The organism is Bacillus inaquosorum (assembly GCF_023238325.1).
GTDB lineage: Bacteria > Bacillota > Bacilli > Bacillales > Bacillaceae > Bacillus > Bacillus inaquosorum.
On sequence record NZ_CP096592.1, the window covers coordinates 2,098,336 to 2,120,557 of the forward strand.

The following is a 22,222-nucleotide window of genomic DNA, read 5'->3' on the forward strand; positions in this document are numbered from 1 at the left end:
AAATCTTACAACTCTATAATCATTGTAGGTTTTCAAAACGATATAAACAATATATAATTTAGATCAAAAGAATCTCAAAATGAGATAGATGGATGTGAGACAAACATGGAGCTGCGCCAACTGCGCTATTTTATGGAGGTGGCTGAACGTGAACACGTTTCAGAAGCTGCTGATCATTTGCATGTGGCCCAATCAGCAATCAGCAGACAAATTGCAAATCTTGAAGAAGAATTAAATGTGACTTTATTTGAGCGTGAAGGGAGAAATATCAAACTCACGCCGATCGGAAAAGAATTTTTGATTCATGTGAAAACGGCAATGAAAGCCATCGATTATGCGAAAGAACAAATTGATGAGTATCTCGACCCGCATCGCGGGACGGTAAAGATCGGCTTTCCTACAAGCCTCGCCAGCCAGCTTTTGCCGACTGTGATTTCAGCATTTAAAGAAGAATATCCGCACGTAGAATTTTTGCTGCGACAAGGCTCCTATAAGTTTCTGATTGAAGCTGTCAGAACCCGCGATATTGATTTGGCCTTATTAGGGCCGGTGCCGACGAACTTTCCGAACATAACAGGAAAAATTTTATTCACAGAGAAAATTTACGCGCTTGTTCCATTAAATCATCCGCTTGCCAAACAAAAAACGGTTCATTTAATCGATTTACGCAATGACCAATTTGTTTTGTTTCCGGAAGGATTTGTGCTTAGAAAAATGGCAATTGATGCTTGCAAACAAGCCGGTTTTGCCCCTCTCGTTTCTACAGAGGGTGAGGATTTGGATGCCATTAAGGGCTTGGTGTCCGCGGGAATGGGCGTTACCCTTCTGCCTGAAAGCACGTTTGCTGAAACAACCCCTCGTTTTACTGTGAAAATTCCAATTGAGTTCCCTCAAGTGAAACGGACTGTCGGAATTATTAAACCTAAAAACAGAGAGCTTGCGCCGTCTGCGAATGACTTTTATGAGTTTGTCATTCAATTCTTCTCTAAGCTGGAGCAGTATCAATAAAAAAACGAACCCGAGCTTCTATAAAGAAGCTTCGGGTTTTTTGCTCTTGTCAGATTAATATACAGGCAAAGATAAATCCACATGGCACACAAATGCTTCCTGATCAATTACTGCTTTGTTCATCAGCTCTTTTTTCTTATCGAGTTCTTGAAGCTGTACAGAAGAATAATTGACGATTCCGAGCCCGATTTCTGCCCCTTGAGAATCCATCAGCCGAACAACTGATCCGCTTTTGAATTTCCCTTTAATCTCCTGTACACCGTCCAGATATAAACTCGATTGCCCGTTTGTTATTTTTCGTGAATAATCATCTGATAAAATCATTTCACCTTCTGGGCCCGAATTAAAAGCGATCCACTGCTCTTTATGGTTTAACGGAAGCGTTCCCTCTGCTTCAAAATAGGTGCCTTCTGCCTCTTGATGAACAGCTTTATATAGAATATCTTTTGCATCTGCCTGACCAAGAAATCCTTTAATGCCAGAAGCCATTACGATTTTAAACGCATCAAGCTTAGAGCGCATGCCGCCGGTACCGACGCCGCTGCCAGTATCACCTGCGCACGCTTCGATGTCAGGCGTTATCTCACTCACCCGCTGCATCCTTTTTGCTTCTGGATTTGTGCGCGGATTGCCGTCATATAAGCCATCAATATCTGATAAAATCACAAGCATATCCGCATCAATTAATCCGGCGACTTTTGCCGCTAGTGTATCATTGTCGCCAAACTTGAGCCGATTGACGGTAACTGTGTCGTTTTCGTTTATAATTGGGATGATGCCGCGTTCGAGCAGTACATTCATTGTATTCCGGACATTGTTATATCGATATTCATCAGAAAAATCGTTTCTCGTAATTAAAATTTGGGACGCAACATAGCCATGCGCCAAAAACAGCTTTGAATAAGCCTCCATCAGCAGGCCCTGGCCGATTGAAGCTGATGCCTGTTTTTCTGGAAGCTTCTCGGGTCTTTGGATAAATCCGAGCTTCCGATATCCTGCCGCCACTGCGCCTGAAGAGACCAAAATCACTTCATAGCCGGCGTCTTTAAGTTTGGCGATCTGGTCGACCAACGCTTCTAATTTTCGAATGCTGATTTCTCCATGAAGGCTTGTTAATGAACTGCTCCCAATTTTCACAACGACTCTTTTCATGTTAGTATCGGACGTCACTTTATCACTCCTGATAGCGGGGCAGCTGTTTTTTCGATATCGTCGCTGATTTCCTTTGAACGCATAGCCGCATGCTTGATCGCTTGAGAAATGGCTTCTCCGCCGCCGCTCTTTTTCAAGGCTTGCAGCCCGGCAGCTGTCGTTCCGTTCGGTGACGTGATATTGTCCCTTAAGACCTCAGGCTGTTCGCCTGTTTCCATGAGCATTTTTGCGGCACCCAAAAGCGTCTGTGCTCCGATGCTTCGAGATAACTGTTTATCGAGTCCTGCTTCCTCGCCTGTCTTCTCAATGAATTCCATTAAATAATAAAAATACGCGGGGCCGCTGCCGGCAATTCCGGTGAAAATGTCCATTTGATTTTCTTGAATTGTATAGACTTCACCCATGCATCCGAGCAATGCTTCGGCCAGCTTTTTCAGGTCTTTTGACACATACTTGCCAAGCGCAATGGCCGTTGCAGAAGCGCCAATCATACTGGATGTGTTGGGCATCACTCTGACAACCGGCTGTTCATTAAGCAATGATTGTTCAATATAAGAGGTGGTTATGCCGGCAAGGACCGACAATATTAATTGATGGGGTTGAATACGTGATTTTAGTGATGACAGAGCGCTTTCAGCGTCTTTTGGCTTCATTGCCAAAATGAGTACATCCATGTCTTCAATACAAAGTTCATTGGGCGTAGCGCCAGTAATTCCATATTGAAGTTCAAGTTCAGCTAATCGCTCTGTATTGCTGCGGTTTGTAACGCAGATGTTTTGTTTCGGGATTTTGTTGGCACGAACGATACCTGATATCATTCCTTCCGCCATAGATCCTGCTCCTATAAAGGCTACTTTCTTTTGATCAAAGATCGGTAACATCTCCTTTGTTCGCTTTTTTGTTCGCATTTTCACACGTTTAAAATGTTACCACGTGAGGAAATGATGTCAAGTTTGAAGGTCATCATTGATTTGTATTGTTTCTTTTCGACAAATATGTATAATGAAAAGCAGAAAACACCCGATGCATACTGCTGTGCCGGGTGTTTGTTTATATTTAAAAGTTATCTGAGAGCGCTTTTTCAATCAGTTTTTTACAGCGGTCCAGCTCAACTTTCAGCTGTTTTTTATATAGTTTGGCAGCCTCGTAATCTTTAAATTGATAGAGGACGACTTCCTGGAGCTTAGCCCCTTCTTTTTTTACTTTGATTTGTTTTAATATCCCGTCATCAAGAAGCTCATGCAAAGATCGGTATACTTCTGTATGATTTGGTTTAAAACCAATCTCTTTAAATTCAGACCTAAGCACTTCAAGCAGCTTCAATCCGTAGAGTCTCTCTTGCTCTGTCATCGTTATCATATAAAGTTTTAAAAATGCGCGCTGTTTAACTAAAAAACCAGTTGAACTTCTTTTTTCTTCTTTCATCATATGCACTCCTTTCTCTGTCAACTGAGAACACTATGTACTAAATATTCAATTTTAATCTATTGGTTTCCTTCTTTATATTAAAGACTGATAATCTGAAAATCTAATGTTAGCTGTTTATATGTGGAGCGGAATATAAAATAATAAATGAACATTTGGTACATAGTTTATTTAGTTCTATTATAGCTGATTTTCACTGTTATCTTCAATTAAAAACGATTGCTGGTTTTCACGTCTTCTTACCAGTGCGGATTACATTCAAATAAAAAAGCCTGTCGCAAGACAGGCTTCTCATTTTTTAGGGATTTGTTGACCATAATCCCGCTGTTTTGATGAAAATTCGCGAATCTAATTTCAATTGTGCCACCATGTATTCAGCAAGATCTTCTGGCTGCATAACCTTTTCAGGATTACCGTCTGTTAAGTTCAATTCGATAGACATATCACTAGCGACAGTGCTTGGCGTTAACGCACTGACTCTAATATTATGCTTTCTCACTTCTTGCATAAGAGACTCAGTTAACCCGAGAACCGCAAATTTAGAAGCGCTGTAAGCACTTGTCACAGCTGCTCCTCTTTGGCCCGCTGTAGAAGAAATATTAATGATGTCTCCGGCTTTGCGTTCGATCATTTCCGGAAGCACCGCGCGAGTGACATGATACACACCCATTAGGTTGACTTGAATAATATCTTCCCACTCATCAGCTGACAGATCTAAGAAACCGCCAAATTTGCTGATTCCAGCGTTATTAATGAGGATATCGATATCACCGAGCTGTTCTTTCACTTGAGCTACAGCTTGATTAACCTGGTCGGCATCTTTTACATCTGCAGCAGCAAATGCAGCTTTTACACCAAGTGCTTTAACTTCTTCAGCCACTTTTTCAACATTTGCGGCAGTCCGGCCGATTAACCCGATATTCACGCCTTCTTTCGCAAGCGCAAGAGCTGTTGCTCGGCCTATCCCTCTGCCTCCGCCTGTGATAAGAGCAGTTTTATTTTGTAAACTTTGCAATTGAAGCACCCTTTCTTTGTTTACATATGTACGATATCACATTATAAGTACAACAAATCCAATACGCAAATCAAACGACCTGTGCAAATATCATTTCTTTTGATTAAAAAAGCGGAAACAGGGTAATGACATAAGAAAAGGAGTGAACATATGGTTATTGTTTATATCAGCATCGCCGTATTGGCTATTTCTACTATTTTCTTAGGGGTTAATGTGATTCAAAACAAGAAAAAAATAGATCCCGCACTAAAAGAGCTCACCTCTGTTACGCAGGCAATGCAAAAACAAGTCGAAGGATTAAAGACGGAGGCGGAGCTGCTGACGCAAAAACAAAAGAAGATTCAGCAGGATGTCCAAATGAAAAAAAACGTATTTCAACAAACAACAGCTGAAGTGAAAGAAGTTCCTCAAGCAGTCAAAGAGGTGTGGAAGGCAGGACATTTAAATAGCAGATAAAGATGAATGATATCCCGTTGTTACGATCAGAATGGACAATGGGGTATCATTTTTAAGGAGGACTATGCATGATTGTAAACCGCCGCTGCTTAAAGGAGTTCGCAGAGAAACTACATTCTCTTCCTTCATCTCCTACAAAGACCGATTTACTCATTTCTCCATTTCGTCTCCATCAAGAAAACGAACTTGGCATCTATTATTCACCTCATAATGAATATATCAATCGTGCTGCCACAATTGTGATTACGGGAATCACGCCGGGGTTTTTTCAGATGAAAACAGCATACGAAACAGCCGCAGAAAGTCTGCGGCGCGGCCGGTCTCTTGAGCAAATGGCGGTAGACACGAAAAAAGCAGCAGGTCTCTCCGGTTCGATGAGGCATAACCTGATCAACATGCTGGATTTATGCGGGCTGCCGCAGGCTTTAGGCATTCAAAGCGCCTCACAGCTTTTTGGAGACTTGCGGCATATGCTTCATACCACTTCTGTTATCAAATATCCTGTCTTCTTTCAGCTAAAAAACTATACCGGCTACAGGCCGGCTATTTCTCGCTCTCCTATCCTAAGCACCTATGCTTTTGAGCACTTCCCTGCGGAGCTCAATAAATTGACAGAACCGGCTCTTCTCATACCGCTGGGAAAAGCAGCCGAAACAGTATGTGATACACTGATCAGCCAGCACTGCATCCGGAATTTGTTTTGCCTTCGCGGCTTTCCCCACCCATCAGGCGCAAACGGCCATCGTTTGAAACAATTCAACAAAAACAAAGAGCAACTAGAAAGACAAATTTGTTCCTTTGCTGCCTCAGGTTTGATTTCACTATAGAAAAGAGGAAATAAAAGGGATATCATAAACGAAAACACAAACTTGGGGAGTGGTTGAATGTTTCCTGTTTTAGAAACGGATCGGCTTACACTTAGGCAAATCACAGATCAAGATGCAGAAGCCATTTTTGTTTGTTTTTCAAACGATAAGGTGACACGCTTTTACGGACTTGAAAACATGAAATCTATAGAACAGGCAACTTCAATGGTTCAAACGTTTGCCGGCCTTTATCAAGAAAAGCGCGGTATACGGTGGGGAATTGAAAGAAGAGACACTAAAGAATTGATCGGAACAATTGGCTTTCATGCTTTGGCCCAAAAGCATAGGCGTACAGAGATCGGTTATGAAATCATCCCGGCGCATTGGCGAAACGGATTTGCATCAGAAGCCATTTCAAAGGTTGTATCCTATGGATTTTCTGCCCTTGGACTGACGCGTATTGGCGCAGTTGTATTTACCGAAAATGAAGCATCAAATCGCCTGCTCGTAAAAATGGGATTTCAAAAAGAAGGGATCTTAAGACAGTACATGTATCAAAATGGAGTCCCTTATGATACAAATGTGTATTCTATTTTAAAATCAAGAGAATGAACGGACGGCATTCTCTCGATCTGCATGTACATCCCCTTCCCTTTAAATGTCCGATTCAGGACCTGCACAAGCTATGACATCTTGATTCTTGATCACTTCCTTCAAGATTTTCACCTCTTATACTTATATAACTTACAAAGTAAATAAACTTTGAAACAAGTAAAAAAGATGCATAGTGGTAAATGCTGTTGTAAGCATGGAAATCCTTACATTACTGAATACATGATAAAAAGCGCCCCTGAAACAAGGCGCTTTCTGATTAAGATGCATATTGAGGAGACGTTTCCTCCTGTACTGCTTTTTCCTCAGGTATATGAATGCATTTCGTCATGACCGCACTCGCAAGATAAAGGATCGCAAAGATCCAGACAACACCTTGCGCCCCGATGAGACCGATGAACAGCCAAGCGAGCGCAGGGCCGACAAACGCTGATAAACCTGCAGCCAAATTCAATACAGACATGGCCGCTCCTTTGTCTTTTCCGGCCACCGTCGGCACAATTGCACCAATCGGCACATAGCCTGCCAGCAAACCTCCCCAAATAAAGCCGATCACGCTGACAACCGCTAAACTTCCGCCGGAGAAAACAGGTGCATAATATAATAGGACGGTGAAAATGCCGCAGCCGACTCCGCCGAACCAAATAACGGTATTTTTCCAGCCGAACTTATCGCCGACAATTCCAAAGATAAGGTTGAACACAATATTCCCCAGAAAAATCGTTCCCCAAATCTGCAGCCACACATTGGTTGAAATTCCATGCTGAGCCATGTGCATCGGCAAAAAGACTGGGAAACCATATGTACCAATGCTGTTGATAATTCTGATGATTCCGCCTGTAAGCACCCGCGGATTCGTAAAAAGAATGGTAACTCCTTTTAAAAGCTCCTCAGCTGTTTCTGATCTTTTTCTTTTCTTCTTTTCAAAACGGTCTTTATTGATAAACAATGCGAAGAATGCACCAAGACATACCCAGAAAATAGAGCTCCAAAGCGTATTCAAATAACCGAACGCTTTGATCGCGTAGCTTGAGTACCAAGCACCGAACACAAACATGCCCAGGCAATACGCAATCCAAAACCAGCCGACAGCGGTACTAAGCTTGTTTTGCGGTGTTCTGTAGATGACCCATGTCAAGAAAGAATAAGCAAAAAGCGGGTAGCCTAACCCTTTTACAAAGTAAGTCACATACATCACAGGAAGGTTCAGCTGTTCAAATCCAAACACGATAAAGGCAGCTGTACCGATCACATAAAACAACAGCCCCATAAACATCGTCCGTTTTGCGCCAAATGCTTCAAGACATACACCCGAAAACCAAGAAGCTATGGCAAGCGCAATCCCGTAAATGCTAAAAATTGAAGCGGATTGCTGAACGGTAAGCCCGTTTTCGATCAGAAAAGGGCTGAGCCAGCCTTGTTCAAGCCCGTCTCCCATCATAAACAAAACTACCCCTAAAAACCCCCAGGCAAGCCGCTTTGGTATTCCAATTTTATCAAACATATCTGTCTCCTCCTTAGATGCTAATATCAATTACCGTATTACCTCATTAAAGCTGAAAATTAGATAATTCCTCAAAACAGCAGCAAATGCCGCCTTATAACAACACTTTGCTTTCTGAACCTGAAAAAAAGCGCTGCGTTTGCTTCCATTCCTCATATAAAGCCAGTTCGGCCTGACAATCCTGCGGTTCTATTACCCGGACATTTGCTGACATCTCTTCCGTCAATTGAAAGGTTTCATTGCAAATGACTGCAGCCCCTACGACAGATGCCTGATGATATCCCTCTTGGACATAGATTTTTTTCTGAAGAAGGTCCGCGATATATTGAGTGAGCGCTTTGCTTTGGAATCCTCCTCCGCACACCCAAACATAGTCACGTTCAAACGGAGTAACCTCTGTTAATATATCAAAGTTCCATTTGATCGAAAATGCGATCTCTTGCAGCGCCGCACGTACAAAATGTGCTCTTTTTAAATGCGCTGAAAGTGGGGCATCAAAAAGAAAACCGCCTCTCGTTAACGCATTCTTTTCTGCCGATAAATAAGAACCGAGAGCCGCCACACATGCATTGTCTTCTTTAGCAATTGCAGAAATCTCTTCCTCCATCACTTCGTACGATTCATTCGGGTAAAAAATCTGTTTTAATTTTTGATAATTCAGGCCGGTAATTCCCGGATTTGTTTCCACAAGCCATTGGCTATGTTCTGTATGGCAGTTCAGCCAGGCTTTATGTTTTGTGTCGTCATGATCAGCAGTAATTTTGGTTATTGGCGTTGTTGTCCCAGATACGATGACGATGTCCTTAAGAGCAGCGCCGGTGCTTTTCACAGCCAGCTGTGTATCTCCGCCCCCTGCTATAACCTTTGCATGTATAGAAAGGCCTAATTCGGACGCATACTCATTTGTTATCGTTCCAATCGCTGTTCCCGCTCTTACAAGAGGCGGAAGGATTGATGGGGAGAAGCCGAATATGCCGCACATCTCTTCTGACCAAGTGTTTTGCTTCACATCAAACAGCAGGGTTTCGGTTGCCTGTGAGGGTTCATATGTCAATATTCCGCTCAGCTGGTACGTTACCCAATCACTGATGCTTGTAAAGCTTGCCGTTTTTTCCCATAAAGAGGGCTGGCGTTCTTTTAAACCATAAAGCTTGAGCGCAGAAAAAAGTGCGGTCGGCAGGCGGCCTGTGCAGCTGTATATCTCTTCCTGATTGGGTATGCTCTCCTCCCACTCACGGCCACGGTTATCAATGTTCGGCAGCCCTAGAAAAGAGTCGCCGTTCTGATCAATCAGAACAATCCCCTGTCTTTGACTCGTCGATGTCAAACCTATTATGTCAATATCATGCGAACGGGAAAGCGCACGTTTTGCCAATCTCATGACTTGCTTCCACAGCACCTGAGGAGAAAAATAACGGCTGTCCGGGTAAAGCGTCTCGGTGGCATACACGATGTCCTCCCGTTCAACCGTTTGAACACTGCCTGATACACTCACGATCGCTACTCTCGCATTGCCTGTGCCGATATCAAAAACGAGATAGCCTTTTTGTTTTTTCATTCCGTTAGCCTCCTTTCTTATGCCTCTGTTTTTAGCTTATCTTTGTTATACAATGTCGGAATATTAAGAGTTTTTTCAACCTTCCATTTTTTGAGGGCTTCATTCAGGATCGTCACGTGATGATCCTCCACTTCAAAGGTTGCTCCAGCGAGATGCGGTGTTGCCAGAACATTAGGCAATGAAATCAATTTGTAATCCGATTCCTCTGGAGGTTCATGATAAAAAACGTCTAAAATGGCTCCTCTGATTTTATGTTCTTTTAATACAGATAAAAGATCGTCACGGTTTACCACAACCGCTCTTGAAGTATTGACGAAAATCGCACTCTCTTTCATCAGATCTAAATATGCCCGATCAATCAGTCCAAGTGTTTCCTCGGTACGAGGCAGATGGACAGAAACGATATCACTGTCTGAAAAAACCGTTTTAAGAGATACTTTTTCATATTGAGGATGATCGTCTTGTACGTATGGATCGTAATACTTTATTTTACAGTCGAACGCAGTCAGCAGTTTTGCAATCCTTTGACCAACGGCGCCAAACCCAACCATGCCGACCGTTTTTCCCGTTAATTCATTTCCTTTAAATTTGACATAAGCCTGCAGGTAATCACTGTCCCACTTTCCATCCTTCAGCCATTGATTCGAGGTGCTGGTATGGCGGAGAAAGGAAATCACATTACCGATAAACATTTCAGCAACGGCTTGCGCATTCCGCCCGGGTGTATAAAAAACGGGAATGCCTCTTTTTGATGCTGCGGCCACATCCACATTGGAGGGCATTCCCCTGCACACACCGACAAATGAAAGTTCGGGAACAGAAGCAAATACGCTGTCTGTTACTTGATCAAGCTCAGTAATCAAGCCTTTTGCATTTGTTTCTTTTAATAGCTGAATGATTTCATCTTCCCGGTATGCCCGGCCTTGCTCCTTCCAGGTGTGATAAGCAACCGAGCCGAACAATTTTTCAAGCTCTTTGCGTCCTTCTTCGTTGTACGGCGCTGTAACCAAAACCGTCATGGTGCAAAACATCCTTTTCATCATATTTTTTCATAAAAAAATCTCTTTCCGAAGATGGAAAGAGATTCATATATAGGCGTGCCCTGTTACAGACAGACGCCGGTATAAACCTTGCTTTCCTATCTTTCAAGCTGACGCTTGCTGGAATTGGCACAATAATGTTGCCGAGGTTTCATAGGGCCAGTCCCTCCACCTCTCTGGATAGAAAATGTTGAGTATGTAATTTTCAGAATGAAGAATACGTTTATCATAAAGAAGTCTCAGATTGATGTCAATCTCTTTTTTCAGAATTGACGTTATCATCCGAAATGTTATAATTCTTACAAAATATCTAACTAGAGAGAGGAACTGGGCCATGAAATCTTTTGCAACACAACAAAACGGCATTTTCAAATCCGTTTGCTCGCTTGACTGCCCGGATCAGTGCGGATTATTAATACATAAAAAAGACGGAAAAATTGTGAAAGTGCAAGGTGATCCCGACCATCCTGTTACGGCCGGAAACATATGCAACAAAGTCCGAAACATGACGGAGCGCATCTATGATGAAAAGCGGCTGACTACACCGCTTAAACGGACAGGTGCGAAAGGTCAGGCGATATTTGAACCGATTTCTTGGGATGAGGCAATTGATACCATTACCTCCCGCTGGAAACAGCTGATTGATGAAGAGGGAGCTGAAAGCATACTCCCGTACAGCTTTTATGGAAATATGGGAAAATTAACAGCTGAAGGTATGGACCGCCGCTTCTTTTACCGCATGGGTTCAAGTCAGCTCGAACGGACAATTTGCAGCAAAGCGGGATCTGAGGGCTATAAATATACAATGGGTATAAGTGCGGGAATTGATCCTGAGGAAACCATTCATACGAAACTATTTATTTTTTGGGGAATCAACGCGGTCAGCACAAACATGCACCAAATTACAATCGCCCAAAAAGTACGAAAACAGGGTGCCAAAATTGTCGTGATTGATGTGCATAAAAATCAGACAGGGCGTCTCGCCGATTGGTTTATTCCCATAAAACCCGGAACCGACAGCGCACTTGCCCTTGGCATCATGCACATTTTATTTAAAGAAAACCTTCATGATGAAGCATTTCTGTCTGAATACACGGTCGGCTATGAAGATCTCCGTGAACACGTGAAACAGTATGATCCGGAAAAGGTGTCACTGATTACCGGTGTCAGCACTGAAGATATTTATCAGCTGGCAAGAATGTACGGCGAATCCTCCCCTTCTTTTATCAGAATCGGAAACGGAATCCAGCATCACGATAACGGCGGGATGATTGTAAGGACGATTGCCTGTCTTCCGGCAATCACTGGCCAATGGCTGCACAAAGGGGGCGGCGCAATTAAGCATAACAGCGGAATTTTAGAATATAACACGAATGCCTTGCAGCGGCCTGACTTACTGAAAGGGCGCACACCGAGATCGTTTAATATGAATCAGCTTGGCAAAGTGCTTTTGGAAACAGATCCGCCTATTCGCTCTCTTTTTATTTACGGGACGAACCCGGCCGTTGTCGCGCCGGAAGCGAACAAAGTCAGACAGGGCTTGCTGCGGGAAGACCTATTTACTGTAGTTCATGATTTGTTTTTGACGGAAACGGCTGCATACGCAGACATTGTCCTGCCTGCAACATCCGCTTTTGAAAATACCGATTTTTATACCTCCTACTGGCACCATTACATTCAGCTTCAGCAACCGGTGATTGAGAGATATGGTGAAAGCAAGTCTAACACTGAAGTGTTCCGATTACTGGCTGAAGCAATGGGATTCACAGACCAAGAGCTCAAGGACTCAGATGAAGAATTGATTCGCCAGGCGCTTGATCATCCAGATAATCCGTATTTGGCGGAGATTGATTACGATTCACTTACTAAGCACTCATTTATGAAAGCGAAACGCAAAAAGCCGCTGTTTCCAGGCAAACTTCCGACTCCAAGCGGAAAAATAGAATTATATTCAGAAAAAATGAAACAAGACGGTTTCCCGGCATTACCGACATATACGCCTCTTGTATCTGATAATGAACATCCGTTTATGTATGTTCCGGCGCCAAACCATAATTTCTTAAACTCAACGTTTTCCAACAACGAAAAACACATCAGGCTTGAAAAGACGCCAAAGCTCTTTATCAATACAAAAGATGCTGATGAACACGGAATCGTTGATGGGGATCCTGTACGAATTTGGAACAGCCGGGGAGAATGCGAGCTGACCGCTGCAGTCGGGGAACAAGTGCTGCCCGGTGTTGTCGTCAGTCAAGGATTATGGGCGGATGAACCAGGAAAAAAACAGCTTGTAAACGCGCTTACCCCGGATCGCTTATCCGATATGGGCGGCGGCGCCACCTTTTTTTCAGGACGCGTGCAGATTGAAAAAGCATAAACGAAAAAACCGCCCAGAACATGTTCTGGCGGTTTTTTTTTGGTTGATAATGAAACCCGGAGTATGCCAAGCCCGTATAACATAACATCGACATAATGGAGGCATGCATATGGACGTTTTTTTAGGAATCGGTATTGCTTTGGCTGGCTATTTTATCGGTGAAGGCTTAAAGCAAATGAACCATCCAAAAGCATATGAAAAAAGTGATACCTTGCTTATAAAAGAACGAGATATTTACTTTTACATCGGACATTTTTTAGGAATAACGACAACTGAGGCAAAACAGTTAGCCGGAGACATGACAGACATTCCTTACATTGAAATAAACGGAAAAAAGTATGTACAGAAACATATGTTAAAAGAATGGACATTCACATTAGTTGAGAAACATCAGGGTGAATAAAGCAAATCTGAGAAGAGCGAGAATCATTGTCACGCTCTTCTCAGTTCAGCTGTATAGATTGGCCACCACCAAAACTTTGCCCATAACCGGTGAAAAACCCCTCAAGCCACAATCAATGTTCTTTCCTCAAACGGCTCAATATGCCCTTTCCACACCAGTACCTGCTGATTGATAACGTATGCTTTCGTAGCGCTTTCAACATGTTATTGATAATCCCCCAAACTGCGCCTTTATCTGCGGATCGAACACAGTTTTCCACAATTATGTTCCGAAAATCTGAATAGCAGCGTTCCGGAGAAACATGCAAATTTATACCGAACTCTTTCCCACGTACCGGAATGATATCAAATGCGCCTGCAACTAATTGGAAGTCATGATCACGCAATGCCGCTGGAGCGATGAATGTATCCAATTTGACTTCCCCGGCCGCCTCCTACCATTACCCAGCGTATCGGTCTTTCCCCCTTTTTTTCGCCACTAATCATTCTGGTTCCCTATCACTCGTAACCAACACTTTTTAAATAAGCAATGCTTTGACTGACATCTCTTAAACTAGTATCAGAGTTTCTCGGATCACGTTCCTGTTCGATGGTAATGTAGCCGTGATAATGAATGTCTTTCAGCAATTTATGAATGGAATCATAGTTAATGATTCCTTGGCCGATCGGACACATGACTCCTTTTGCGCAAGCATCAAAAAAGCGGATATGCTCCCCCATCACCTGCTGATATACACTTTCATCAATGTCTTTAAAATGGATATAGTCGATACGGTCCGCACATTCTCTGAGCCACTGTTCCGGATCCATCTTTGAATAATACAAATGCCCTGTATCAAGACAAAGACCCGCAATGTCGTATGGGATATCCTTTAATAATTGCTGAATTTCATCCTCAAACTCAATATAGCCCCCTGCATGAGGATGGATGACGGCCCGCACGCCATATCGCTTCCAAGCCCGTTCCGCAATTGTCCGAATATGAGACATCATACGGTTCCAATCCTTTTTAGATAACCGTTTCGCTTGATCAGGGTGCCCCGCCTTGTAATCTCTTTCGTCATGCCCCCAGTCAATCAGGACCAAATAAGGCGGTGTAAAGTGGCCGTCCTTTTCCTGAAAAGAGAAAGGGAGTTTTGTCATAAGAGAACATATATCGTCTGCTTGCTGCAGCAAGTTTTCTAAATGAGACGCTGTTACTAAATCATCGAAAATGGTACCGGCAATAATGGACAAATTGTTTTTAGAAAGCTCAGCTTGAACCCGCTCGATATCCATCGGAATATAACCGTATGGACCCAGCTCGATCCCTTTATAACCAGCTTGTGATGCTTCCTGCAGCACTCTCTCCCATGGGGGAAGAAACGGATTTTTCGGATCGTCAACGCCCCAGCAGCACGGCGCGCCAGCAATGTGAATACTCATCCCCAACACCTCTATTTTTAAATTATTGAATAAAGCGCTTTCTTTTAATGGATAACATATTGGTTGAAAAGCACATTTATTTGATTTTCCTCTTTTTCAAATGTTTTGTACAGTGTTTTTCCAGCTTTATAATGCATCCTGATATACGCAGTGTGCTAACAATAGGTTTCAAAAATACCTTTACCCATATTAAATAATATGACTGACATGAAACTTACTCTCTTGCCTAAATGGGAAGAGAACGAAAAAAAGCGAATGAATACCTGCCTAACAGACAGAATAAGAAGAGTTGATATTTCAATACTTTTCGTAAAGGGGTGAAACCAATGAGTAAGAAAGGCATTCAAAATTCAAGTATTGAACAAATAAGAAATGACCATGAGACTGAAACAGCTTTTAAAGCAGATGATCCTAAAAAACATGGTTCCGATCCTAAAAGAACGAAATAAGTTTTTGGCCTTAATGGCATAGACACCGCAAAATTTCAATAGTCTGGAGTGAGTAAAGTGGCTCAAAAAAATGGAGCAGACAGACCGGATGATTACAAAAGATTTTCTTCATTAGACAAGGAATATGATTTTCAGCAATCTTTAAATGAAAGTGGTAAGACAGAGAATGTAAACGCTGATACTCAAACTCATAATAAAGAAAACATTAATGACACCACGGATGTAGCTGGAAAATATTTTGATCCCTCGGACTATAAAGGAACCACGCAATTGGAAAAAGGATTGGCTGAAACTCATGAACAAGTCAGCGATGACTATTTTGAAGGGACAATCGATCAAAATTTGGACTAGTTTTTATCAAACGAGGCTAAAAGCATGTTAGCTCCGTTTTTAGAAAACAACCGCAGGAAGGTTAGTAAAAACCCCACCGAATAAGATGGGGTTTTTACGTCATGTAACCACATTAAAATTTAAAACGATTAATGACGGTTTGAAGTTCTTCCGCTAATTGGGATAGAGATTCTGCAGCATAGGAGATTTCCTCCATTGAATTAAGCTGCTCCTGTGAAGATTTTGCAACCGCTTCTGTATTTGCTGATGTTTCTTTTGTACCAGCGGCCAATGTATGAACTGTATGCTGAATGACTTCAACGCCTGATGTAAGCTGCTGTGTTGCCGCTGCCACTTCTTGTATTTGAGAAGTGACCTGTTCCACCAGGTTCAGTATTTCATTGAAATTTCCTGTTGTCTCTTGAGAAAGAACAATACCTGAGCTCACATTTTCTTGAACAACCTTGATGTTATTCACCGTTTCAATGGATTCATTTTGGATAGTTGTTACCACCGATTGGATGTGGTTTGCAGATTTATTCGTTTCATCAGCTAATTTCCGAACTTCTTCTGCCACCACAGCAAATCCTTTTCCTTGCTCTCCGGCTCTGGCCGCCTCGATCGCTGCATTCAGAGCTAATAAATTTGTCTGCTCGGAAATATTTGTGATCAGTGAAGAAATATCGCTAATCTCAGCTGTGCTCTCTACCAATGCCTGCAATCCATTGCCGGCTGAATCTACAGATGTATCAATGAATTTCATCTGATCTAACATTTTGTTGACGGATTTAGACCCTATTTCAGCCTTGTCTCTCATCGAAGAAGAAAGATCCGCTATGTTACCTGTATTTGAAGCAACAGATGATATACTGTCTAATAATTCAGTAATGGATTCCGCACTCTTTTCAGTCATTGAGCTTTGCTTCACATTGCTGTCGGCAGCCATCTGCATTGCCCCAGAAATTTGTTCAGAAGTTGATTTGGATTCTTCCGCGCTTGCTGATAATTCTTCGGAAGATGCGGCGACTTGTTCAGATGAGCTGCTGATCTGCTTTACAATTTGAATTAACGATTGGGTAAAAGAATTGAAAGATTGAGCAAGCTGACCAAATTCGTCTTTATTTTTAACAATGACTTTTTTCGTTAAATCAGCCTCTCCGTGAGCAATTTCCTCCAGCTGCTTATTCATACTTCTCAATGGAACCATAATGGACTTTAACAGCAATAAGCTTAAAACAATGCCTGCCATTGCTGATATCCCTGTGACAATGATGATGAACCATTGACTCATTTTCCCATTGCCGCGTATTTCGCCTTTTAGATCCTTCACCTCTTGATCCAGGCGATCTGTCAGTTTATCGACAGCCGGATCTACAACGTCTTTTCTTAGCGTTCTTTCTTCTCCAAAATGGATGGTTTCTGCTTTTTTAGGATCTGAAGAGTAGGCTGTTAATACTTGCTGATTTAAAGCTCTATACTGAGTGAAACTTGTTTTAATGTCTTCAATATTTGATTGATATTTCTCTTCATCAATCAAGCCATTGATCCGATCAAGGCTCTTTAAGACATCTTCTGCTTTTTCCTTCATTCCCTCGTCATATTCTTTGTCTCCGGTGATCAGGAAGCCTCTTTCATCATTTGATAACCCGGTCAATCGATATTGGATCTGCTTCATCTCTTTTTGGAATTCCATTTTGTCTTTAAGTTCTTCATTCTTTTTTACAGTAGAAGAAATCATAAAAACAGAGGAGCCTCCAATTCCAATCATTGAAACAACTAATATTGATATAATCCCCAGCAATTTTGTTTTCACTTTCATGTGTAGTTTTCCCTTTCTGCACGATGTAATGATTGACATAATAATGTTCAAGCGTTGGCATGCAATTCGCTTACGCCCATGACAATAATATCGACATGTTTTATAAAATTTTATAGTGATGTCTTACTCGGTAAATAAGCCAATTCTTTAATTTGCTGACTTGTCTGCGTAGTATTTGAATTTCTCTTTTTCGCTTTTTCTATTAAGGCATACTAAAAAAGGCTTTTCCTATCTCAAATTGGCTGAACAGGCTGTTCTTTCGAAAATATAATGACAATACGCAGTATGATTTGAAGGAGCGAAACGTCAAATGGGGATCATCAATGGAAAAGAATTCATTGACCGATTGAATAAACTGCAAAACGAAATATGGTATGATGGCGAAAAAATAAAGGGTAACATTTCTGATCATCCTGCATTTAAAGGAATAATCAAAACCAAAAGCTCGCTTTATGATTTGCAAACGAAGGATGAGTTAATAAATGAAATGACTTATTGCCTTCCTGGAGAACATGACCCAATCGGTCTCTCATATCTTCAGCCTAAAACCAAGAGTGATTTGAGAAAAAGAAGGAACATGATTGAACATTGGGCTAGACATACTCATGGAATGATGGGGAGAAGTCCGGATTATATGAATACGGTCATGATGAGCTTTGCATCCTCAGCAGAGCTTTTAAGAGATAAAGAAAATTGCTTTCCGGAACATATACTAGACATGTATAAACAAGCTGCTAAACACGATCTTTCCTTTACCCATACATTCATTACTCCCCAAGTGAACCGGTCACAGTCCTATTTTGGCTTCAGTGAAAAACCAATATCTGCTAAAGTCATGGATAGGACCGAAAAAGGATTAATTGTACAAGGCGCGCGTCTGCTTGCAACCCAAGGCGGGTTAACGGATGAAATCCTGGTTTTTTCGGCACCTAAATTTTTCTTTGAAACAGATGAAGCCTTTGCTTTTTCAATTCCATCTAATACAAAAGGCGTTAAATTCATCACAAGAGAATCATTTGTATTAAGCGAATCATCCTTTAATCATCCCTTAAGCTCAAGGTATGAAGAAATGGATTCAATCGTTGTTTTTGATCAGGTACTAGTGCCATGGAATCGTGTGTTTTTTTATGATAATGTTGAAGCAGCTAAAGATTTTATGACAAAAAGCTCCTTTCATGCCTTTACCTTTCATCAGGTCGTCATTAGGCAAATGATAAAGGTTGAATTTCTATTAGGAGTTGCACAGCTTCTTGTCGACACTATTAATGTTTCTGAATATCAGCACATACAAGAAAAACTCTCTGAAATCATTGTGGGGTTGGAAACCATCAAAGCACTCATTGAGAAATCAGAAAATGACGCTCAGTTAGATGAATTCGGCTATATGCGTCCCAGTTTGATTCCTCTTCAAGTCATCAGTACGATCATTCCTACTCTATATCCTCGATTCACTGAAATTATTCAGTTAATTGGCGCTAGCGGAATGGTGACGCTGCCGACAGAAAATGCGTTTGACTCAGAGATACGGGAAGATCTTGATCAATACCTCCAAGCAACCAATACAAACGCTGAAGAACGTGTGAAAATTTTCCGCTTGGCTTGGGATTTAACAATGAGTTCATTCGGAACAAGGGAAACTCACTACGAAAGATACTTTTTCGGAGATCCTATTCGGATTTCAAGCAGACTGTATACAAGTTATCCAAAGCAGCAGCAAGTGAACATGATTAAAGCGTTTTTACATGCGGATGTTGATGATTGATATCTATTCATACTAAAAAACAGCGGGAAAAGGTCCGCTGTTTCGTATTTTTTATTCAGGAAACTGTACATGTCCCGGCACTGTATATGCATTGGACGTTCCGCTTTCAGGCAGCTTCGGAATCGTGTCTTTCACAACTTTTCCGCGGATGTCAGTGATTCTGACTGTGAGAGAGCCTGTCCCTAAATTAGTGCTGACAAAATGGTTATAGTCCATTTTCTCCATGTTGATCCATTTTCCGTCTTTATTATATTCCATTTTCATAACAGGATACTTGTGATTTCTGACTTGGATTGCAGCCCACCACCTGCTGCTGCCTTCTTTGATCCGGTACGTGAAATTGCCCGTGATTGGGGCTTTGACAACACGCCATTTAATATTGATTTTTCCGTCTTTGATATTACCGATTTTACGGAAGGCATTAGGTGACAGATCGAGCGCTCCCCGAGCGCCTTCAGGGTATAGATCGGTAACGTAGACAATTGTTTTTCCTTTTGGCCCTTGGACTTCCAAATAAGAACCTGCAAGTGCCGCTTTTACTCCTCCGTAATTGAGATCTGCCGGATTTATTGCAGTAATCTCCATATCAGAAGGAATGGGATCCAGCAGGAAAGCTCCTCCTGAATAACCTGACCCTGTATACGTTGCATAGCCTTCATGCAGGTCATCAAATGCTGCCGAAGCTTGCGGTGAAAAACAAAGGATCATCAACAAAACCATGCCAACAACTGCACTTATTTTCTTTTTCATACATGCCCTCCTCAATCCAGACTTTAAATGAGAATCATTATCATTGTAAGACTCAATCCATCTGGTTTGAAAGAGGAAATAGATTCATAGATATTTTATGACAGATTCACTATCATTCATATATCCAAGGAAGTGTTTGATGAAAAAATCAATACGAATGAATGAGTATGCTCATCCGCCGAATGACTTGTTTTTATTTGCTGAGCTATATTCTTATAGCAATAACCGAAATAAAACGAGTTTTTGGCCTGACAACAGCCAAGCAGGAAAAATTATTTTTCCCCGCTCAGTTTTAACTTAGCTGTCATCATGATGCCAAATATCAGCACGATCGGAACCCAAATGATGATGTAATAAAAATCAGGCTCAGCTAAAGCCACAATAATAGCCCCTACACAATATAAGATAATGGCCAGCGCTCTTAACACAGCATCTCTTAAAAATGTCTTCTTCTGCTTTTTAAAAAACAAACGGCCGGACAAATCCTCTAACAGAGAAGCCAATGTTCCGGTCAACACAGTTGAAGAAATACCTGCGATCCCCAGCTTTTTGGCTGCTATTGTTTGAATCCCCATGGAAATGCTCAAGAGAATAATAAGGATGTATACAGGAACAAAAGACGAATAAAAAGAAAGACAAGCAAAAACAAATAAAATGAATGCTTCAAGTGCAAGCGCTTTTGTCACAGCAGAAGGCCAAAGGGTATTTTCTGCCTTTCCGACCATCAGTGTTGAAATAATCACGCCGCATATAAATCCGATTAGCGCAGTCAAAGAATTAAAAACAGTGACCTGAAGGGATTTGCCGATGGCCAACCCCAATAATACAATGTTTCCAGTCATATTAGCTGTGAACACATGTCCCAAGCTTAAATACCCGATTACATCCACAATGCCAGCTGTTAAACATAAAAGCGAAAGCAAGGTGTTTCGATAAGCTGCTGCAGTCAACGGTGTATCAATCCTTTCCTATTTCAATTAAAAGTGTGTCTTTAAAACGCGATCGTATATTTTTAAATAACCCGGCTTTAATTTAGGAAGATAGAACCTATTATTCCTTTCCATTAACTGTAATAATAATCCCCACGAGGAAATTTATTAAAATTGAAAGGGAGCATATTATGATGAAACGATTTTGTTTATGGTTGGCCATGTTCAGTTTGTTATTGGTTCTTTTGCCTGGAAAAGCGTTAGGCGCCGTCGATTTTCCAAATACCTCAACGAATGGCCTTTTAGGATTTGCGGGAAATGCTAAAAATGAAAAAGGCATTTCTAAAGCGAGCACAACGGGCGGAAAAAACGGTCAGATTGTTTACATTCAAAGCGTAAATGATTTAAAAACCCATCTAGGAGGATCAACTCCGAAAATTTTAGTGCTTCAAAATGATCTTTCCGCATCTTCGAAAACAACAGTCACCATTGGTTCAAATAAAACACTCGTAGGCTCATATGCGAAAAAAACGCTAAAAAATATTTATTTAACAACTTCATCTGCCTCTGGAAACGTCATTTTTCAAAATCTGACTTTTGAACACAGTCCGCAGATTAATGGAAATAATGATATCCAGCTTTATTTAGATTCCGGCATCAACTATTGGATTGACCACGTCACATTCTCAGGCCACAGCTATAGTGCAAGCGGAAGTGATTTGGACAAGCTCCTGTATATCGGAAAATCAGCAGATTATATCACGATCAGCAACTCAAAATTCGCGAATCATAAATACGGTTTGATTTTAGGATACCCAGATGATTCGCAGCATCAATATGACGGCTATCCCCACATGACAATCGCCAACAATTATTTTGAGAACCTGTATGTAAGAGGCCCGGGTCTTATGAGATACGGATACTTTCATGTTAAAAACAATTACAGCAACAACTTTAACCAGGCGATTACGATTGCCACAAAAGCAAAAATATATTCCGAATATAATTACTTTGGAAAAGGCAGTGAAAAAGGCGGAATCCTCGATGACAAGGGCACTGGTTATTTCAAGGATACAGGCAGCTATCCGTCTCTCAACAAGCAAACCTCTCCGCTGACTCCCTGGAATCCCGGATCTAATTACAGCTACCGTGTCCAAACGCCGCAGTATACAAAAGAATTTGTCACGAAATACGCCGGATCACAAAGTACAACACTGGTATTTGGCTACTGACATAAAAGAGGCCTGCGTAAAAAAAAAAACGCCGAGCCTCTTTTTTACTTATAGGCTATTTTTAAGCGGTCTTGTTCCCTCCATCAGATTGGATGAAGGTACTGAAACAATTCCTTTTGCTCCTCTTTATGACTTTTTCACGATAACTTCTCAACGGTTTTTATTATACCA

The 22,222-nt window shown here is 41.6% G+C and carries 21 protein-coding genes, 1 pseudogene and 1 riboswitch; of the genes and pseudogenes, 10 read left to right on the top strand and 12 right to left on the bottom strand.

The window, feature by feature from the left end:
• Window positions 1-105 precede the first annotated feature (105 nt).
• Complete coding sequence (gltC, locus tag M1M80_RS10155) at window positions 106-1,008, top strand: glutamate biosynthesis transcriptional regulator GltC (RefSeq protein ID WP_003241922.1); 903 nt, start codon at window positions 106-108, stop codon at window positions 1,006-1,008.
• Window positions 1,009-1,062: 54 nt separating this feature from the next.
• Here gltC and proB read toward each other — a convergent pair whose 3' ends face one another.
• The 4 genes from proB to M1M80_RS10175 all read right to left on the bottom strand — a co-directional run bounded on the left by proB (window position 1,063) and on the right by M1M80_RS10175 (window position 4,600).
• Window positions 1,063-2,178, bottom strand: a complete 1,116-nt coding sequence (proB, locus tag M1M80_RS10160) for a glutamate 5-kinase (protein ID WP_003241920.1) — start codon at window positions 2,176-2,178, stop codon at window positions 1,063-1,065.
• Window positions 2,175-3,068 (bottom strand): pyrroline-5-carboxylate reductase, encoded by an 894-nt coding sequence (proC, locus tag M1M80_RS10165; RefSeq protein WP_080030916.1) that lies wholly within the window; start codon window positions 3,066-3,068, stop codon window positions 2,175-2,177. The genes proB and proC overlap by 4 nt, the downstream gene beginning before the upstream one ends.
• 148 nt (window positions 3,069-3,216) lie before the next feature.
• A complete protein-coding gene (gene rtp / locus M1M80_RS10170) occupies window positions 3,217-3,585 on the bottom strand; it encodes a replication termination protein (protein WP_003220337.1) in 369 nt (122 codons plus the stop codon).
• A 298-nt stretch (window positions 3,586-3,883) separates the two neighbouring features.
• On the bottom strand, window positions 3,884-4,600 hold the full coding sequence (locus M1M80_RS10175) for a 3-ketoacyl-ACP reductase (RefSeq protein WP_060398745.1): 717 nt from the start codon (window positions 4,598-4,600) through the stop codon (window positions 3,884-3,886).
• Window positions 4,601-4,750: 150 nt separating this feature from the next.
• Between M1M80_RS10175 and M1M80_RS10180 the strand changes: the two genes are divergently transcribed.
• The 3 genes and pseudogenes from M1M80_RS10180 (at window position 4,751) to M1M80_RS10190 (ending at window position 6,474) form a co-directional block, all read left to right on the top strand.
• On the top strand, window positions 4,751-5,056 hold the full coding sequence (locus tag M1M80_RS10180) for a DUF948 domain-containing protein (RefSeq protein WP_060398746.1): 306 nt from the start codon (window positions 4,751-4,753) through the stop codon (window positions 5,054-5,056).
• Window positions 5,057-5,124: 68 nt separating this feature from the next.
• Window positions 5,125-5,897: pseudogene (locus M1M80_RS10185) on the top strand (hypothetical protein).
• Window positions 5,898-5,940: 43 nt separating this feature from the next.
• Complete coding sequence (locus M1M80_RS10190; RefSeq protein ID WP_060398748.1) at window positions 5,941-6,474, top strand: GNAT family N-acetyltransferase; 534 nt, start codon at window positions 5,941-5,943, stop codon at window positions 6,472-6,474.
• Between the two features lie 259 nt (window positions 6,475-6,733).
• Here M1M80_RS10190 and M1M80_RS10195 read toward each other — a convergent pair whose 3' ends face one another.
• The 3 genes from M1M80_RS10195 to M1M80_RS10205 form a co-directional block, all read right to left on the bottom strand.
• Complete coding sequence (locus tag M1M80_RS10195; protein ID WP_029316838.1) at window positions 6,734-7,978, bottom strand: MFS transporter; 1,245 nt, start codon at window positions 7,976-7,978, stop codon at window positions 6,734-6,736.
• Window positions 7,979-8,072: 94 nt separating this feature from the next.
• Entirely contained in the window at window positions 8,073-9,536 is a 1,464-nt protein-coding gene (locus M1M80_RS10200) for an FGGY-family carbohydrate kinase (RefSeq protein WP_060398749.1), read from the bottom strand.
• 17 nt (window positions 9,537-9,553) lie between these two features.
• The gene (locus tag M1M80_RS10205; protein ID WP_080429019.1) at window positions 9,554-10,579 is read right to left on the bottom strand and encodes a 2-hydroxyacid dehydrogenase; all 1,026 of its coding nucleotides are present in this window, start codon (window positions 10,577-10,579) and stop codon (window positions 9,554-9,556) included.
• Between the two features lie 92 nt (window positions 10,580-10,671).
• Window positions 10,672-10,763, bottom strand: a riboswitch (SAM riboswitch).
• A gap of 147 nt (window positions 10,764-10,910) precedes the next feature.
• Here M1M80_RS10205 and M1M80_RS10210 point away from each other — a divergent pair.
• Window positions 10,911-12,953 (top strand): molybdopterin oxidoreductase family protein, encoded by a 2,043-nt coding sequence (locus M1M80_RS10210; protein ID WP_060398751.1) that lies wholly within the window; start codon window positions 10,911-10,913, stop codon window positions 12,951-12,953.
• A gap of 109 nt (window positions 12,954-13,062) precedes the next feature.
• The gene (locus tag M1M80_RS10215) at window positions 13,063-13,356 is read left to right on the top strand and encodes a hypothetical protein (RefSeq protein ID WP_060398752.1); all 294 of its coding nucleotides are present in this window, start codon (window positions 13,063-13,065) and stop codon (window positions 13,354-13,356) included.
• Between the two features lie 112 nt (window positions 13,357-13,468).
• On the opposite strand, the gene M1M80_RS10220 is transcribed toward M1M80_RS10215, so the two are convergent.
• The gene (locus M1M80_RS10220; protein ID WP_060398753.1) at window positions 13,469-13,768 is read right to left on the bottom strand and encodes a hypothetical protein; all 300 of its coding nucleotides are present in this window, start codon (window positions 13,766-13,768) and stop codon (window positions 13,469-13,471) included.
• A gap of 85 nt (window positions 13,769-13,853) precedes the next feature.
• On the bottom strand, window positions 13,854-14,780 hold the full coding sequence (locus tag M1M80_RS10225) for a sugar phosphate isomerase/epimerase family protein (RefSeq protein WP_060398754.1): 927 nt from the start codon (window positions 14,778-14,780) through the stop codon (window positions 13,854-13,856).
• 326 nt (window positions 14,781-15,106) lie between these two features.
• Here M1M80_RS10225 and M1M80_RS10230 point away from each other — a divergent pair, with 326 nt between their 5' ends.
• A complete protein-coding gene (locus M1M80_RS10230) occupies window positions 15,107-15,229 on the top strand; it encodes a hypothetical protein (protein ID WP_003241887.1) in 123 nt (40 codons plus the stop codon).
• A 57-nt stretch (window positions 15,230-15,286) separates the two neighbouring features.
• On the top strand, window positions 15,287-15,580 hold the full coding sequence (locus M1M80_RS10235) for a YozQ family protein (protein ID WP_003241886.1): 294 nt from the start codon (window positions 15,287-15,289) through the stop codon (window positions 15,578-15,580).
• A gap of 112 nt (window positions 15,581-15,692) precedes the next feature.
• Here the strand turns inward: M1M80_RS10235 and M1M80_RS10240 are convergent, their stop codons facing one another.
• Window positions 15,693-17,378 (bottom strand): methyl-accepting chemotaxis protein, encoded by a 1,686-nt coding sequence (locus tag M1M80_RS10240; protein ID WP_060398755.1) that lies wholly within the window; start codon window positions 17,376-17,378, stop codon window positions 15,693-15,695.
• Between the two features lie 310 nt (window positions 17,379-17,688).
• On the opposite strand from M1M80_RS10240, the gene hpaB reads away from it, so the two are divergent.
• Window positions 17,689-19,140 (top strand): 4-hydroxyphenylacetate 3-monooxygenase, oxygenase component, encoded by a 1,452-nt coding sequence (gene hpaB, locus M1M80_RS10245; RefSeq protein WP_060398756.1) that lies wholly within the window; start codon window positions 17,689-17,691, stop codon window positions 19,138-19,140.
• 51 nt (window positions 19,141-19,191) lie between these two features.
• On the opposite strand, the gene exlX is transcribed toward hpaB, so the two are convergent.
• Both exlX and M1M80_RS10255 read right to left on the bottom strand, forming a co-directional pair.
• Window positions 19,192-19,890 (bottom strand): expansin ExlX, encoded by a 699-nt coding sequence (exlX, locus tag M1M80_RS10250; protein WP_060398757.1) that lies wholly within the window; start codon window positions 19,888-19,890, stop codon window positions 19,192-19,194.
• Window positions 19,891-20,162: 272 nt separating this feature from the next.
• A complete protein-coding gene (locus M1M80_RS10255; protein WP_032732316.1) occupies window positions 20,163-20,840 on the bottom strand; it encodes a YoaK family protein in 678 nt (225 codons plus the stop codon).
• A 173-nt stretch (window positions 20,841-21,013) separates the two neighbouring features.
• On the opposite strand from M1M80_RS10255, the gene M1M80_RS10260 reads away from it, so the two are divergent.
• The gene (locus tag M1M80_RS10260) at window positions 21,014-22,051 is read left to right on the top strand and encodes a polysaccharide lyase family 1 protein (protein ID WP_060400026.1); all 1,038 of its coding nucleotides are present in this window, start codon (window positions 21,014-21,016) and stop codon (window positions 22,049-22,051) included.
• Window positions 22,052-22,222 lie beyond the last annotated feature (171 nt).

Bases quoted from the DNA above. Each gene is read 5' to 3' on its own strand.
- hpaB (WP_060398756.1), top strand. From the start codon at position 17,689: ATGGGGATCATCAATGGAAAAGAATTCATTGACCGATTGAATAAACTG.
- M1M80_RS10260 (WP_060400026.1), top strand. From the start codon at position 21,014: ATGAAACGATTTTGTTTATGGTTGGCCATGTTCAGTTTGTTATTGGTT.
- proC (WP_080030916.1), bottom strand. From the start codon at position 3,068: ATGCGAACAAAAAAGCGAACAAAGGAGATGTTACCGATCTTTGATCAA.
- M1M80_RS10240 (WP_060398755.1), bottom strand. From the start codon at position 17,378: ATGAAAGTGAAAACAAAATTGCTGGGGATTATATCAATATTAGTTGTT.
- M1M80_RS10215 (WP_060398752.1), top strand. From the start codon at position 13,063: ATGGACGTTTTTTTAGGAATCGGTATTGCTTTGGCTGGCTATTTTATC.
- rtp (WP_003220337.1), bottom strand. From the start codon at position 3,585: ATGAAAGAAGAAAAAAGAAGTTCAACTGGTTTTTTAGTTAAACAGCGC.
- M1M80_RS10180 (WP_060398746.1), top strand. From the start codon at position 4,751: ATGGTTATTGTTTATATCAGCATCGCCGTATTGGCTATTTCTACTATT.
- M1M80_RS10230 (WP_003241887.1), top strand. From the start codon at position 15,107: ATGAGTAAGAAAGGCATTCAAAATTCAAGTATTGAACAAATAAGAAAT.
- M1M80_RS10195 (WP_029316838.1), bottom strand. From the start codon at position 7,978: ATGTTTGATAAAATTGGAATACCAAAGCGGCTTGCCTGGGGGTTTTTA.
- M1M80_RS10210 (WP_060398751.1), top strand. From the start codon at position 10,911: ATGAAATCTTTTGCAACACAACAAAACGGCATTTTCAAATCCGTTTGC.
- gltC (WP_003241922.1), top strand. From the start codon at position 106: ATGGAGCTGCGCCAACTGCGCTATTTTATGGAGGTGGCTGAACGTGAA.
- M1M80_RS10225 (WP_060398754.1), bottom strand. From the start codon at position 14,780: ATGAGTATTCACATTGCTGGCGCGCCGTGCTGCTGGGGCGTTGACGAT.
- M1M80_RS10190 (WP_060398748.1), top strand. From the start codon at position 5,941: ATGTTTCCTGTTTTAGAAACGGATCGGCTTACACTTAGGCAAATCACA.
- M1M80_RS10205 (WP_080429019.1), bottom strand. From the start codon at position 10,579: ATGATGAAAAGGATGTTTTGCACCATGACGGTTTTGGTTACAGCGCCG.
- M1M80_RS10200 (WP_060398749.1), bottom strand. From the start codon at position 9,536: ATGAAAAAACAAAAAGGCTATCTCGTTTTTGATATCGGCACAGGCAAT.
- exlX (WP_060398757.1), bottom strand. From the start codon at position 19,890: ATGAAAAAGAAAATAAGTGCAGTTGTTGGCATGGTTTTGTTGATGATC.